Source organism: Neobacillus citreus (assembly GCF_018343545.2).
Classification (GTDB): Bacteria; Bacillota; Bacilli; order Bacillales; family Cytobacillaceae; genus Neobacillus; species Neobacillus citreus.
On the sequence record NZ_JAGYPE020000082.1, the window covers coordinates 1 to 14,681 of the forward strand.

Consider the following 14,681-nt stretch of genomic DNA (forward strand, 5'->3'; position numbering starts at 1 on the left):
AGTGAGGAAAATGGTTTTACGGAAGGTCTTGGTCTCTTGCCGGGCAGTGTCCGCCGTTTCCCTGGCCGCTCCGAGAACGGTGAACCATACAAGGTTCCTCACATGGGCTGGAACCGGCTTAAGTTCGTGAATGCCTCGCCGCTTACTAGCAATTTGGAAGAGGATTATGTCTACTTCGTTCATTCTTATTTTGTGAATGCGGAAAACTCTGAGGTTCTTATTGCCAAAGCGGATTACCATGAACAGGTTTCCGCTGTTGTCGGCCGCGATAACATTTTCGGAATGCAATTCCATCCCGAAAAAAGCAGCCGGCTTGGAATGGCCCTGCTTGATAATTTTTTAAAAATAGCAGTTGAAAGGAAGGCAGTACGATGACTTTCACCATTTATCCCGCAATTGACATGCGGGGCGGGAAATGTGTCCGCCTTCTGCAAGGCGATTACGACAAAGAAACAGTTTACGGCGATTCCCCATTTGACATGGCTCAGACCTTCGCGGCAGATGGAGCCGAATGGATCCATATGGTGGACCTAGACGGGGCAAAGGATGGCAAGCGGGTAAATGACCGTTTTGTGATTGAGGCGGCTCAGCAGCTCGCTAATGTGAAAATCCAAATCGGCGGCGGGATTCGTTCCGAGGCTGATATTGCCCATTATTTAGAGAATGGTGTTGACCGAGTTATTATCGGAAGCATTGCGGTTTCCAATCCGGAGTTCGCTATTGATATGATTAAAAAATTCGGCGGGCGAATTGCTGTCGGAATCGATGCAAAAAATGGCTATGTGGCTACACATGGTTGGCTCGATACTTCTGAAGTGAAGGCGGTCGAGCTTGGGAAACGCTTCGCGGATGCAGGGGCTGAGACCTTTATTTTTACCGATATTGCCACAGACGGAATGCTTTCAGGACCCAATATTGCTGCTGTCAGTGAACTGGCTGAAGTTACTGGCAAAAACGTCATTGCCTCAGGCGGAGTGAGCAGCCTTGCGGATTTACAGGCCCTATCCACGGCAAAAGGCATCGGTGGAGCAATCGTTGGCAAGGCCCTTTATGAAAAAAGATTTACCTTAAAGGAAGCTTTAAAACTTGGTCAGTTTTAAAACAAGGGCGGGGGAGAAGTCATGACTTTAACGAAAAGAATTATACCCTGCTTGGACGTGAAGGACGGGCGGGTAGTAAAGGGAATTCAATTTGTCCAGCTGCGCGACGCCGGCGATCCGGTAGAACTGGCGCGGATTTACGATGAGCAAGGGGCCGACGAGCTTGTGTTTCTTGATATTTCGGCTTCCGTTGAGGGACGAAAGACAATGGTTGAGGTCGTTAAGGCGGTTGCCTCCGAATTGGCCATTCCTTTTACGGTTGGCGGCGGCATCAATTCATTGGAAGATATGAAAAAAATTCTTCGTGCCGGGGCAGATAAGGTTTCTTTGAATACTGCGGCGGTCCAGAATCCGGAACTTATTCGCGAAGGGGCCGACTTTTTCGGATCCCAGTGTATCGTTGTAGCCATTGATGCAAAATATGATTCAGAGCTTGGAACATGGCGTGTTTATACACACGGCGGCCGCAAGCCCACTGACAAAAAGGTAATTGATTGGGTGAGGGAGGCAGCGGAGCTTGGAGCCGGTGAAATTTTGCTGACCAGCATGGACAGCGATGGCGAGAAAAACGGTTTTGACCTCTCTCTTACGAAGGCGGTCAGTGAAGCCGTTACGATTCCGGTGATTGCCTCAGGCGGTGCCGGAAATGCGGAGCACTTTGCTGAAGCCTTTTTGGAAGGTAAAGCCGATGCCGCACTTGCCGCATCCATTTTTCATTACAAGGAAACTTCAGTGCAGGAAGTTAAAAGCTATTTGCGCGAAAAGGGACTGGCCGTCCGTTAAAAGCGCCGGCCTGTGGATCTTTTTTATAAAAAACTAAGTTCGATTTCAAAAAAGGAAGTGACGGTCCGATGAATCCGGACACTATCAAATTTGACGAAAAGGGATTAGTCCCTGCTATTATTCAGGATGCAGAAACATTAGAAGTTTTGACACTTGCTTATATGAATAAAGAGTCGCTTGCGAAAACATTGGAAACAGGTGAAACGTGGTTCTACAGCCGCTCTCGCCAGGAATTGTGGCATAAGGGAGCAACAAGCGGCAACACTCAGTCTGTCGTCAACATTAAGTACGATTGTGATCAGGATGCCTTATTGGTGCTTGTGAATCCTAAAGGACCAGCATGCCATACAGGAGCGGTCAGCTGTTTTTCAGGGGAAGAGGTTGCGGATCGCAAATCCAGCCTTGGGGACTATCAAATCTTACAAACCCTTGAAAAGGTCATTTTGGACCGCGAACGGGAGCGTCCGGAAGGTGCCTATACCACTTACCTTTTTGAAAAAGGTGTCGATAAAATTTTGAAAAAGGTCGGTGAGGAAGCTGCCGAAGTCATCATCGCAGCAAAAAACCGCGACCATGGAGAACTGAAATGGGAAGCAGCCGACCTTCTTTATCACCTGCAGGTATTGCTGGTGGAACAAGGCCTTCCATTCAAAGAAGTATTACGTACATTGGAAGAAAGACACAAGGACCGGTCCTGATTATGGACCGGTTTTTCTATTTAAAAATACCTATTTTAGGAAGGGTTCGTCTTTTTTCAAACGGTTTGGCGGATATCTATTCCATTTTGGCGGATATTCAACTGAATTCGGCGGAATTGCCCCCAACTTGGCGGATATCTCCGTGTACTCAGCGGATAACTTTCCATATTTGGCGGATTCCCTTTTCAGGTCGGGTTTGATCAACCTTCCTACCCCAAATAATAACCATTTTTAGCTAAACCCCGCTCCGGAAATTTTTTCATACCGCCCAAAGCCCTAAATCCTTCTCGTACAAGAGTCAATTGTGTTATACTACATTAGTTATGAAAGGATGATGGAGGACTGCATGAGTAAAGACGCAAAAGCAAGAATGCAAAAGGGGAAAATACTCTCATTTGTTCCTACAGGGGAATATTATTTCAAGAAAGGAATTAAGGCATACCATCGCCGTGATTTTTTCAAAGCGAAAAAATATCTGGGACGGGCGCTGCAGCTTGAGCCGGGCGAACCGATGATTGCGTGCCAGCTGGCCATTGTATCGACTGAACTTGGCGAGTTTGAAGATTCCAACCGACTCCTGCATCTCATCCTTGAAGATCTTGACCATGAAATGGTGGAGTGCCACTACTTCTTAGCAAATAATTATGCCCATTTGGGATTTTTTAAAGATGCTTATCACCATGCCAACTTGTATATGGAATTGGATGCAGGTGGGGATTTTTCAGAGGATGCGGAGGAATTGCTTGAGCTTCTCGCATTGGAGTCGGATGATTTGGCTGAAGATTTCTTTCAGCAGGACGACCTAATCGTTAAACAGGAGCAGGCTCGCGAGCTGCTCGAATCAGGTTATTTCCCAAAAGCGATTGAACTATTAAAGGAAGTCATCAAGGAGTACCCGGAATACTGGTCTGCCTACAACAACCTAGCGCTCGCTTATTTCTATTTAGGCAAAGGCGAGAAGGCGGACTCCATCTTAAATGATGTTTTGAAAAAGAACCCCGGGAATCTGCACGCGCTATGCAATAAAATGATATTTGCCCATTATCAAGGGCGTATCAAATATGTCAATGAGCTGTTCGATAGCTTGAAAAAAGTTCAACCGCTCTTAAGTGAACACCAATTTAAGCTTGGAACTTCTTCCGCACTTGTTGGCGAATATGAGCATGCTTATGTATGGCTGAAAAAATTATATAAAAATGGCTTTGATGGGGATGGCCCGTTTTATTATTGGCTCGCCTATTCTGCTTATTTCACTGGCAGGGAAATTTTCGCCCAAAACGTTTGGAAAAAGCTTTTGGAAATTAGCCCTGACAAAGAAGGTCAGGAACCGTGGAATACAAATGAGCAGGACCGTGCAAACGGGTTTGAGGACCATTCCGGATCGATTTTTCAAAAACTAGAAAGCGACTATGTCGAGGAACGGCTATTTGCTCTTTTCCTGACAACTGTTTCGGATAAAAAGGATGAAATCATCACCTCAAAGCGCCTTTTTCAAAACCAGAAATTTACGGCGCTGGAGAAGGAATACATCTCGTTAATCCGTTCGGGAAGACCGTCACGGACGGCCGATGCGCAGGAAGTCGCTGAGCTGTTTTATGAAAACCATCAGCCAATTGGGACAATTGAGGCTGGTTTATATTTAATGTGGTTTTCCGTTTTTGTGGAAATGTTTAAAGCAAATATGCAATTGAAAAATAAAAGTGCCTGGGCAGGTGCAGTCGAGTATGTATGGCATAGGCTCCGCAGTGAAAAAGTGTCCCAACAGGAAATTGCACAGCGCTACGGAACCTCATCGGCAACAATCGGAAAATACGTTAAGCTTGTTAACGAACTTTTAGACTAAATACTGTATATGAGCAGATTTTTGGACTATAAATCAATTGTTTAATACGATTAAGTTGGGAAAGCTAAACTTAATCGTTTTTTTTATACAAGGAGTGAAAACGACCATGACTGAAGAAAAAATTTATGATGTCATCATTGCTGGGGCGGGTCCTGCCGGGATGACAGCTGCTGTATATACATCACGTGCAAATCTATCGACTCTCATGATTGAACGCGGAATGCCGGGCGGCCAGATGGCAAATACCGAGGATGTTGAAAACTATCCGGGTTTTGAAAGCATTTTAGGTCCGGATTTATCAACGAAAATGTTTGAGCATGCGAAGAAGTTCGGTGCCGAATATGCTTATGGTGACATTAAAGAAGTTGTTGATCATGGCGATTATAAACTGGTGAAAGCCGGATCAAAGGAATATAAAGCCTACTCCGTCATCATTACAACAGGTGCAGAGTATAAAAAAGTCGGAGTGCCAGGCGAAAAAGAGCTTGGCGGCCGCGGAGTATCCTATTGTGCCGTCTGTGACGGAGCATTTTTCAAAAATAGAGAGCTTTTTGTCATCGGCGGAGGGGACTCTGCAGTTGAAGAGGGTGTATACTTAACTCGATTCGCATCTAAGGTTACCATCGTGCATCGCCGTGACCAGCTTCGTGCACAGAAAATTCTTCAAGACCGTGCCTTTGCCAATGAAAAGGTTGATTTTATTTGGAATCATACCATTAAATCGATTAATGATAAGGACGGTAAGGTTGGCAGTGTGACATTGGTATCAACAGTGGATGATACAGAACAAACCCTGCCTGCTGACGGCGTGTTTATTTATATCGGAATGGTGCCGCTATCTAAACCATTCGAGAGCTTAGGCATCACAAACGAAAATGGCTACATTGAAACAAACGAAAAAATGGAAACAAAGGTGCCGGGCATTTTCGCTGCAGGAGATATTCGTGAAAAAACACTCCGCCAGATTGTAACGGCGACTGGCGACGGCAGTATTGCTGCCCAAACAGCCCAACACTTTGTGGAAGAATTGAAAGAGGAAATGAAACTGAAAAAATAATGAAAAAGTTTCCCAACATTTTTTAGCTAATAAGAAAGTATAAAATTTCCCCAATTTTATACTTTCTTAACGCATAAATTCAACTACGCCTCTGTCTTCGTCCTAACGGACTCGCCAATCGGCGAGTTTTCATTTACAAAAAGTTAATCCTGTTTTAATTCAACTGTAACAGTAGTGAAATAAAAATATAGTATGATTATGGAAATTGACCCCCTTTAAAAATATATACCTTTTCTGCACAGGTCCAGCAGCCTGTGCTCTTTTTTTGTTCAGCAAGAAAGCTACATAATAAAGAAGGAAAACTCGACAAAAGGTATCCGACTCTAATTGTAATATTTGTAAGCGGGAATTTGCAGAAATATCAATTTTCAATTGATTGTGAGCGGGTTATAAAAATAGTATAATGAGAAGAATATATGAGGTTGTTATCTTAAGATATTTTGCAATATGTGTTTATATAAAGAGGGTGAAATGTTGTGCAGCGGGTCACCAATTGTGTGTTAATTAGAGAAAATAAGGTATTGTTGCTGCAAAAACCGCGGCGTGGCTGGTGGGTGGCACCGGGCGGAAAAATGGAGCCGGGCGAGTCTGTCCGGGATTCCTGCATCCGGGAATACCGTGAAGAAACGGGCGTATATTTAAAGAATCCCCAGCTAAAAGGAATTTTTACGATGATTATGATGGAGGGAGACCAGCTTCTGTCGGAGTGGATGATGTTCAGCTTTGTGGCCCATGATTCCGATGGCTTGGACCTTGATGAGTCGGAAGAAGGCAAGCTGGAATGGCATCTTTTTGACCAAATAAAAGGCTTGCCGATGGCAGCCGGAGACTACCATATTATCGATTATATGATCCACGGCAAGGGTATGATTTACGGTACTTTTACTTATACAAAAGACTTTCAGCTGATTAGTTACCGATTAGATCCAGGTTAATTCGAAATAGGAGGAATCAAAATGAGTACCGGTTCGACAAGCGATATCCAAATGGTCATTATTACTGGCATGTCCGGCGCAGGGAAAACAGTCGCCATCCAAAGCTTTGAGGATTTAGGGTTCTTCTGTGTCGATAATCTGCCTCCTACCTTACTGCCGAAATTCCTAGAACTTATGAAGGAATCAGGGAATAAAATGAATAAAGTTGCCCTTGTCATGGACCTGAGGGGACGGGAGTTTTTCGATCATCTTTTTAAAGCGTTGGATGATAATCTTGCAGAAACCTCCTGGGTTACACCGCAGATTTTATTCCTTGATGCGGATGATGCCACATTGGTCCGCCGCTATAAGGAAACAAGACGGTCCCATCCACTCGCCAAATCAGGGTCGCCTCTTGAAGGTATTACCCTTGAACGGGAGCTTCTTGAGGAGTTAAAAGGCAGGGCACAATTAATTTACAACACTTCCCAGATGAAACCACGGGAATTACGTGAGAAGATATTAACGGAGTTTACGGCGAATAAACAATTAATTTTTACAGTTAACGTTATGTCGTTCGGTTTTAAACACGGCATTCCCATTGATGCCGACCTTGTTTTTGATGTGCGTTTTTTGCCCAATCCGCATTACATTGAACATATGCGCCCGAGAACAGGACTCGACGAGGATGTCTCCAGCTATGTCTTAAAATGGAACGAAACACAGAAATTTTTGGAAAAAGTAACAGACCTTCTGAGTTTCATGCTTCCTCATTACAAAAGGGAAGGCAAGGCCCAATTGGTGATTGCGATTGGCTGTACGGGCGGCCAGCATCGTTCTGTGGCGCTCGCTGAATACATCGGCCGATTTTTCCAAAAGGATTATAAGACGATTGTTTCTCACCGTGACATCGAGAGGAGAAAGGAAAAGACAACATGAGAGAATTTGGGCAGCCTAGAATAGTCGTCATCGGCGGAGGCACAGGGTTACCTGTTTTGCTTAGAGGCTTAAAGCAGTATCCTGTTGATATTACCGCTATTGTCACCGTAGCTGACGATGGCGGCAGTTCAGGCCGAATCCGTGAGGACCTGCATGTTCCTCCGCCGGGTGATGTCCGTAATGTTTTGGTGGCACTTTCCGATGTGGAGCCTCTCGTTGAGGAAATGTTCCAGCACCGGTTTAAGACGTCAAACGAACTATCCGGCCATTCGCTTGGCAACCTGATTATCGCCGCGATGACCTCGATAACCGGTAATTTTGTTCATGCGATTCAGGAGATGAGCAAGGTATTGAATGTAAGGGGAAAAGTGCTGCCTGCTGCCAACCAAAGTGTTGTGTTACATGCAGAAATGGAGGATGGCACGATTGTATCAGGAGAATCGAAAATTCCCTACTCCGGTAAAAAAATTAACAGGGTTTTTTTGACCCCAAAGCAAATCCGGCCGCTTCCAGAAACGATTCAGGCCATCCGCCAAGCCGACCTGATTATTCTTGGACCGGGCAGTTTATATACGAGTCTGTTGCCTAATCTGCTTGTTCCACGGCTAGGAGATGAGGTGCGTCGTTCACATGCCAAAAAGGTTTACATTTGCAATTTGATGACACAGGCCGGCGAAACGCATGGCTATACTGCTAGCGATCATGTGCGAGCTATTTATGATCATATGAGCAGCGCGTTTATTGATACGATACTCGTGAATAATGAAGAGATTCCGCAGGATGTTCAGCTTCGCTACAATGAGGAATTGGCCCATCCTGTCCTCTACGATGTGGACCGGTTAACCGAGCTTGGACTTGAGACGGTTTATGCCGACATTGCCAATCTAGAAAACGGCGCGCTAAGGCATGACCCGAAGAAGGTCGCCAAAATTTTATATAATTTGTTAATAAATGAAACCAAAAGACGTTATGAAGCGTAAATAAGTTAATATTATTTAAAAAGCTTATTTAACATGTTCTTTTTTGAAAGAAATTACTTTCAAAAAGGAATATTTATGTTAGTGTTGGTCATAAGGAGGTGAGGGAATGTCTTTCGCTTCGGAAACGAAAAAGGAATTAACGAACTTGGAAGTGAAATCCTGCTGCAGCCGTTCTGAGCTTTCAGCGCTGATCCGCATGAACGGTTCCCTTTCCTTTTCAAATCGAAAAATCATTGTCGATATTCAAACCGAAAATGCTGCGATTGCCAGAAGAATTTATACCTTGATTAAAAAGAATTACCAGGTTCAGGTTGAGCTGCTCGTCCGCAAAAAAATGCGCTTGAAAAAGAATAATGTTTACATCGTGCGCTTGGCAGAGCAGGCGAGGGAAATTCTCGAGGATACAAAAATCCTTGGTGAGGGTTTTACCTTCATCCATAATATCTCCCCAGAACTGATAACAAAGAAGTGTTGTAAGCGTTCTTATCTGCGTGGTGCATTTTTGGCCGGAGGTTCCGTGAATAATCCGGAAACATCCTCCTATCACTTGGAAATTGCTTCACTATATAAGGAGCATAACGATTCCTTATGTGAATTGATGAATACATTTGACTTGAATAGCAAAACGCTTGAGCGCAAAAAAGGCTATATTACGTACTTAAAAGAGGCTGAAAAGATAACCGAGTTTTTAAATATTATTGGTGCGCATAATGCCCTGCTCCGCTTTGAGGATGTCCGAATTGTCAGGGACATGCGTAATTCGGTTAACCGCCTGGTAAACTGCGAAACCGCCAATCTTAATAAAACCATCGGAGCCTCAATCAGGCAGGTCGAAAACATAAGGTTCATTGATCAAACGGTAGGCCTGCAGATTTTACCTGATAAATTAAGGGAAATTGCCGAGCTTCGGTTAAATTATACAGACGTTACCTTAAAGGAACTAGGTGAAATGGTTTCCGGCGGGTCTATTAGCAAATCCGGCATCAATCATCGCTTGCGTAAAATTGATGAAATTGCCGAAAGGCTGCGGGCCGGAGAAATGCCATCTGTGAAGTAGAAATAATTTTAAAATAGTTTGTTAGTGAATGAGCATTCATTTAATATTATAGTGGGATAATGAGGAGGAATTTGAAATGTTGGTAAAAGAAGTAGAAGTTAAATTAAGAACTGGTTTACAGGCGCGTCCTGCTGCCCTATTTGTACAAGAGGCGAACCGCTTTTCGGCAGATATTTTTCTGGAGAAAGATGGCAAGAAAGTAAATGCTAAAAGTATTATGGGCTTAATGAGCCTGGCTGTTGGCTCTGGTGTTGTTATTAACATTATTGCAGACGGCTCTGATGAAGAAACCGCCATTAAGGCATTATCTGAGTTTATTCAGAAGGATCATTAAGAAAAAAAGCTGGCTCACGTTCGAGACCAGCTTTTTTGTATTAAAAAAGCAATCGGCTTACCGCCGATTGCTCGCTATAAGTATTATTTGTCTTTCTTATCAAGAATATTGCGTGTAATGATGTTGTCAATTAAGCCATATTCTTTCGCTCTTTCAGCAGTCATGAAGTTATCGCGGTCGGTATCTTGGCGAAGTACTTCAATTGGCTGGCCAGTGCGCTCAGCTAAAATGCCGTTTAGTTTTTCGCGAAGGAATAAAATGCGCTTAGCGGCGATTTCAATTTCAGTAGCCTGACCTTGAGCTCCTCCAAGAGGCTGGTGGATCATTACTTCAGCGTTTGGTAATGCGAAACGCTTGCCCTTTTCCCCAGCGGCAAGTAAGAATGCGCCCATTGATGCTGCCATGCCGATACAAACAGTGGATACATTTGGCTTGATATACTGCATCGTATCATAAATGGCCATTCCAGCGGTAATGCTTCCGCCCGGGCTGTTAATATAAAGAGTAATGTCCTTTTCAGGATTTTCCGCTTCAAGGAACAACAATTGCGCTACAATGCTGTTGGCAACATTATCATCAATTCCGCTGCCAAGCATGATAATTCGGTCTTTTAATAAACGGGAATAAATATCGTATGCCCGTTCGCCGCGATTCGTTTGTTCAATGACTGTAGGAATCAAATTCATTTTTCTTCCTCCTTTGAATAAAAAATGTAAAAACTTATGTATTGTTATCATACACTGATGGTCAATAAAGGTCAAACAATTCAGCTCGAAAAATGTTCGACAACTTTCCCTCATTCAGCATAACCAATTGAGAGCGATTTTAAAACTATTTTTTAGCTTTGGAGAAAGGATTAAATCGTTAAAAATTCTATTAGCTCTTGCAAAAATAGAAATAATGAAATATAATATGTAAGTCGCTAATATTTTTGCCCTCGTGGTGCAACGGATAGCACGTAAGATTCCGGTTCTTAAAATGTGGGTTCGATTCCTGCCGAGGGCGTAACAAGAAAAGCTTGGAATGACAGTGTTTCTGCGAATTTATTTTTGTGGGAACACTGTTTTTTTTATACACATTTTCAAATAAAAAATGTACCAAGTATTATACCACAAAACTGTTAAAAGACATAGGTGAAAGGAATTTTTTTGACAGTTTTTTGGGGAAAACAGGCAAGTACACAATCTCATAAAAATTAATTGAATAGATATGGTATTGAATAGAGAAGGCTTGAACAGCCTTTGTTCTAATATCTTTTCAATTAGGAGATGAACAATATGTCGTTACCGAATGTTCCGGGCATGACACCAAACATTTCACTTAGCACTGCACAAACCGTTCCATTGCTATTGGCTTCTATTGCCCTTGAAGAGTTAGCTCTCGCTCATATCTTGAACGCAGAAGCAGAGAAACTTCAATTTGTTTTGGGAACATTAACACCTGCAAGAACCACGTTTTCCCCCGCAACAGTTTCACTGTCCAATCTTCTTGTCGTCAACTCTAGCATCCAAAGAACTCTTGGTGATGTGATTAAAAAGGAAATGCTCTTGGAGTTTAAATTTGAGAATGTTCTAGAGTTAATTTCAATGATTCCACCACCCGTAGAAACTTTTTGTGAATGCGGCGCGAGCTTTATTATTCCAGCAAACTCCACTATCATTCGCAATGGTACAGAAACAGGAACAGGCAGGCTAAATGCATTAGGCACTGTTCAAGGAAGAGTGATGATTTGCAATAACTGTAATCCGGCAGAAACAGATCTTTTTCAATTTGAATTTACATCTCTAACTACAAGTGTACAATTCCTCGCTGCCACATACGATACACTTCCTACAGGGGAATTAGGTACTTGTTGTTTTAATCCTGCCACCGGTGAAGCACAATTTATGATTACTGGTACTGGAACAAGAAACGGTGTTCCTGCAACTTTTGAGTTAGTGGTATTTGAAGATATAGTTCCGCCAATTGGAAACAGCAGGATTCAACTAATATTAAATGGTTCAGAGCTGTTTGAAGCCTCTGTTGCTCCGGGTAATGCTAATGTTACAGTTTGTCCTGGTTTTATACTATCAGAATGTACTTGAGATTTACCCAAACTAAATATAGGCGATTAAACTTGGATATAAGCATACTAGTTAACTAAAAAAACACCTTTGTCTTTTTATAAAGATAAAGTGTATAAAATGGGGTCTACCACGGTCATTTGGATTGTGGTATTTTTCTTTTTATGGAGAGGAACATTCTTAGAGAGATCTTTTTTGACTCGTAATACCTTATTTTGTAAATGTAGTATATGTAGTGAATAATATCTTTGAGAAAACTTTCACTGAGCGAAAAAAACCCGTATAGGGTTTTTTCATTTTACAGGTAACAGTTAAGGACAATTGGTGACGACTAGTTCGCCATTGCCAACCTGTGTTGTGGTTGCAAAAAATGTAGTGCCATTGCTGCCTGTTATGAGTATTGAAATACTCTTGCTACCCATTACGCCATTCAAGACGAGACTGTATGATACAGGATTAGGACCAAATAAAGCAGGATTATCGGTAATTCCTTGACCTGTGATTGTTACAATTTGATTTGCACAATGAGGGACGTTAAAGGTAGTTGCTGTGAATACGAATGCCGGAACGGTATCGTTCCCTCCATAGGTAAACGTAAACTCATTATCTGACATGCAGCTTTGACATATATGACCATTGTAGATAACTGATCCATGGTCGTTGGGTGGTTGAACCACTGCATTAACTATAACAGTTGTAAAATTATCTCCTGTTCCTCTATTAATATCAAAGTTATTACCTGCTTGGTTTGTAGCCATACAGCCACATATAGGTGGGGGGGCAAGCTCATCAGAAATCGCTTGTTGTAGAGTCTCATCTGCTAATTCATTAACTGCAAGAAGATCATTAAGGGTGACTGAACCTTCTGTAGATTCCGGATCAGTTCCAAGAACTTGTTGAATGTTTTCAGCAGCCTCATTGATCTCTTCAGCGTTTTCAAGATTTTCTAAAGCATCGGACAAAATTGAGTTTGGATCTGTATTATCTTCAAATTCCACAGTATATGATACCTCGCTTTCATCGAGATAATTTTTATGTCCACCACTACAACTCATTGAAGTGAATTCGGTTTCGATCTGCCTACCACCGCCGCTATAGCCACTCGCCAAAAGTACCTGCCGTACCGCCAGCGCCTCCATGCGAAATGCTGAACGAAATCGAAGCGAAAAATTGGGAAAATAGGCTTGTGGCAAAGCGAATCACTCTGTACATTAAATGTGGTTATATTAGCAATATATTGATGGGTGTTGGCAAATGAATCGGCGCTTGTCTATTATTGATAACCTTTTTATGTATTTTAACTATGGAAAGATTAATCCCCTTCGGGTGTTCCTTGATAAAATAATAGGTCTGCCCCACCACAAATGCAGCCACACTCAATTGAGAAGCTGCATTTTACCGAATGGGGGTCGGGTAGGCTTATCATGTTTGACCAATTACCTTAAGAATCAAAGAATTACTACAACAAAATACCTAAGGTCGATGATTTATGGACATTAAATCAAGAACATTTCCCAATTTAAATTGCAGTAGCATCTCTTTTTTGATCACATCTTGAAGGATTCTTTCAGCACTAGCATTGATGGTAAAAAGCTCTGATGCGGAAACCTTTGCAGGAGAGAGTTTTGTTTTTGTATGCTTTAATTTTCCGAGTGCGAATTGAAGTTTTTCTGCTTCGGCATTAATGACGTGGGCAAGGGCTAACTCCTCAAGGGCAATGGATGCCAGCAGCAATGTAACGGTCTGATCAGTATTAATTGAAGTAATTGGACTCATATTCGGAATATTGGCTTGAGACATTGTTATCACCTCGTTTATCTTTAGTGCTGATGTTAGTTTATTTTTACAGGCTGAATAATGACACAACTATTTTTATGATATTTTCCTTGGGGAGTTTATTTCATTAAAAAGCTCCCGATTGGATACGTTGTATACCAATTGGGAGCAGGGTAAACGGTAAGGTATTCGCCCATGTGTGAAACAAGTTTAAGCTTGTACTAACCCCAACCATATCCTCAATTCTTCTTTAAAAGAAGTGCTTGTGCTTTACATTAACGTGGGAATGGTGTAATAGCAATCAAATCAAGGATATTTTCAAACTTAAACTCCAGCAGCATTTCCTTCTTGATCACATCACGAAGTGTTCTTTGGACACTAGCGTCGAGAGCAAGCAGATTTGTCAAGTTAACAACTGCAGGAGAGAATGTTGTTCTAGGAGCAGGAGTTATTGTTCCTAGAACGAATTGAAGCTTCTCAGCTTCAGCATTAATGATGTGAGCTAAAGCCAATTCCTCAAGGGCAATAGAGGCTAAAAGCAATGGAACAGTTTGTGCTGTAGAAAGAGAAATTGTTGGAGTAATGTTTGGAATATTTGCTTGAGACATTAAATCACCTCTTTTCTTTGTTATCTGTTACATTGTATTTATAAACCTTGTACAGAGACACGGTCATTAAACTATTTTTGGTCCTTATTTATTTTTTGCAGAATTGAGATTGAGCGCCTTTGCAATTAACATTTGATCGTCACAGTCTTCAGTTAACGGACTAAATAGGTTTTTATGCTTCGTCATCAGTTCTCGAAGCGCTTCTACGGGAGAATTAAATGATTTCGATTGGCTTGCCGCCATTGCATAGCATCTTGCTGCTTCCTCAATCTGCCCCAGCTTTTCGAAGCAGCATCCTTTATAGTGTAGGGCTTGAAAGCTGCCAACCCCCTTTTGGGTGAGATACTGTAAATTCGCTTCCCCCATTTCGAGACAGTAATCAAACACCTCCAATGCTTCTTTAAACATGTCCTTCAAATATAAGATTAAGCCTTTATAAAAATGTAAATCTACATAATCCGGATAGAGAATACATGCTTTTTCAATACCTGGCCACGCCCCGTCGATGCTTCCTGTTGCAATCAATATG

16 protein-coding genes, 1 tRNA gene and 1 pseudogene are annotated in these 14,681 nt (G+C 42.3%); 13 read left to right on the top strand and 5 right to left on the bottom strand.

Annotated elements, in window-relative coordinates:
• The 11 genes from hisH to KHB02_RS26915 form a co-directional block, all read left to right on the top strand.
• Positions 1 to 375 (top strand): imidazole glycerol phosphate synthase subunit HisH (hisH, locus tag KHB02_RS26865; protein WP_241114125.1); only part of this gene is annotated, 375 nt, incomplete at its 5' end.
• On the top strand, positions 372 to 1,100 hold the full coding sequence (gene hisA / locus KHB02_RS26870; protein ID WP_213144212.1) for a 1-(5-phosphoribosyl)-5-[(5-phosphoribosylamino)methylideneamino]imidazole-4-carboxamide isomerase: 729 nt from the start codon (positions 372 to 374) through the stop codon (positions 1,098 to 1,100). The genes hisH and hisA, both read left to right, overlap by 4 nt.
• A 21-nt stretch (positions 1,101 to 1,121) precedes the next feature.
• Positions 1,122 to 1,883 (top strand): imidazole glycerol phosphate synthase subunit HisF, encoded by a 762-nt coding sequence (gene hisF / locus KHB02_RS26875; protein ID WP_213144213.1) that lies wholly within the window; start codon positions 1,122 to 1,124, stop codon positions 1,881 to 1,883.
• Between the two features lie 68 nt (positions 1,884 to 1,951).
• The gene (hisIE, locus tag KHB02_RS26880; RefSeq protein ID WP_213144214.1) at positions 1,952 to 2,581 is read left to right on the top strand and encodes a bifunctional phosphoribosyl-AMP cyclohydrolase/phosphoribosyl-ATP diphosphatase HisIE; all 630 of its coding nucleotides are present in this window, start codon (positions 1,952 to 1,954) and stop codon (positions 2,579 to 2,581) included.
• A 346-nt stretch (positions 2,582 to 2,927) separates the two neighbouring features.
• Positions 2,928 to 4,424: a tetratricopeptide repeat protein gene (locus KHB02_RS26885; RefSeq protein WP_213144215.1), complete on the top strand. Its 1,497-nt coding sequence runs from the start codon at positions 2,928 to 2,930 to the stop codon at positions 4,422 to 4,424.
• A 106-nt stretch (positions 4,425 to 4,530) separates the two neighbouring features.
• Complete coding sequence (gene trxB / locus KHB02_RS26890; RefSeq protein WP_213144216.1) at positions 4,531 to 5,481, top strand: thioredoxin-disulfide reductase; 951 nt, start codon at positions 4,531 to 4,533, stop codon at positions 5,479 to 5,481.
• Positions 5,482 to 5,957: 476 nt separating this feature from the next.
• A complete protein-coding gene (locus KHB02_RS26895) occupies positions 5,958 to 6,416 on the top strand; it encodes an 8-oxo-dGTP diphosphatase (RefSeq protein ID WP_213144217.1) in 459 nt (152 codons plus the stop codon).
• Between the two features lie 21 nt (positions 6,417 to 6,437).
• Positions 6,438 to 7,334 (top strand): RNase adapter RapZ, encoded by an 897-nt coding sequence (rapZ, locus tag KHB02_RS26900; protein WP_213144218.1) that lies wholly within the window; start codon positions 6,438 to 6,440, stop codon positions 7,332 to 7,334.
• Entirely contained in the window at positions 7,331 to 8,314 is a 984-nt protein-coding gene (locus KHB02_RS26905) for a gluconeogenesis factor YvcK family protein (protein WP_213144219.1), read from the top strand. The genes rapZ and KHB02_RS26905 overlap by 4 nt, the downstream gene beginning before the upstream one ends.
• Positions 8,315 to 8,420: 106 nt before the next feature.
• Positions 8,421 to 9,371 carry a DNA-binding protein WhiA gene (whiA, locus tag KHB02_RS26910; RefSeq protein ID WP_213144220.1) on the top strand — a complete coding sequence of 317 codons (951 nt, stop codon included), beginning with the start codon at positions 8,421 to 8,423 and terminating at the stop codon, positions 9,369 to 9,371.
• 76 nt (positions 9,372 to 9,447) lie between these two features.
• Positions 9,448 to 9,705 (top strand): HPr family phosphocarrier protein, encoded by a 258-nt coding sequence (locus KHB02_RS26915; RefSeq protein ID WP_213117730.1) that lies wholly within the window; start codon positions 9,448 to 9,450, stop codon positions 9,703 to 9,705.
• 83 nt (positions 9,706 to 9,788) lie between these two features.
• Here KHB02_RS26915 and clpP read toward each other — a convergent pair whose 3' ends face one another.
• A complete protein-coding gene (clpP, locus tag KHB02_RS26920) occupies positions 9,789 to 10,391 on the bottom strand; it encodes an ATP-dependent Clp endopeptidase proteolytic subunit ClpP (RefSeq protein ID WP_213144221.1) in 603 nt (200 codons plus the stop codon).
• Between the two features lie 247 nt (positions 10,392 to 10,638).
• Here clpP and KHB02_RS26925 point away from each other — a divergent pair.
• Positions 10,639 to 10,710 (top strand) — tRNA-Arg (locus KHB02_RS26925).
• Between the two features lie 272 nt (positions 10,711 to 10,982).
• Positions 10,983 to 11,789 carry an alpha-helical endospore appendage domain-containing protein gene (locus tag KHB02_RS29970; RefSeq protein ID WP_338088332.1) on the top strand — a complete coding sequence of 269 codons (807 nt, stop codon included), beginning with the start codon at positions 10,983 to 10,985 and terminating at the stop codon, positions 11,787 to 11,789.
• A 290-nt stretch (positions 11,790 to 12,079) separates the two neighbouring features.
• On the opposite strand, the gene KHB02_RS26935 is transcribed toward KHB02_RS29970, so the two are convergent.
• From KHB02_RS26935 to KHB02_RS26950, 4 genes and pseudogenes are all read right to left on the bottom strand, one after another.
• The gene (locus tag KHB02_RS26935) at positions 12,080 to 12,961 is read right to left on the bottom strand and encodes an alpha-helical endospore appendage domain-containing protein (protein WP_213144222.1); all 882 of its coding nucleotides are present in this window, start codon (positions 12,959 to 12,961) and stop codon (positions 12,080 to 12,082) included.
• A 280-nt stretch (positions 12,962 to 13,241) separates the two neighbouring features.
• On the bottom strand, positions 13,242 to 13,568 hold the full coding sequence (locus KHB02_RS26940) for an alpha-helical endospore appendage domain-containing protein (RefSeq protein ID WP_213144223.1): 327 nt from the start codon (positions 13,566 to 13,568) through the stop codon (positions 13,242 to 13,244).
• Positions 13,569 to 13,819: 251 nt separating this feature from the next.
• Positions 13,820 to 14,152 carry an alpha-helical endospore appendage domain-containing protein gene (locus tag KHB02_RS26945; RefSeq protein ID WP_213144224.1) on the bottom strand — a complete coding sequence of 111 codons (333 nt, stop codon included), beginning with the start codon at positions 14,150 to 14,152 and terminating at the stop codon, positions 13,820 to 13,822.
• An 84-nt stretch (positions 14,153 to 14,236) separates the two neighbouring features.
• Positions 14,237 to 14,681 (bottom strand): annotated as a pseudogene (locus tag KHB02_RS26950) (glycosyl transferase); the annotation flags it as partial.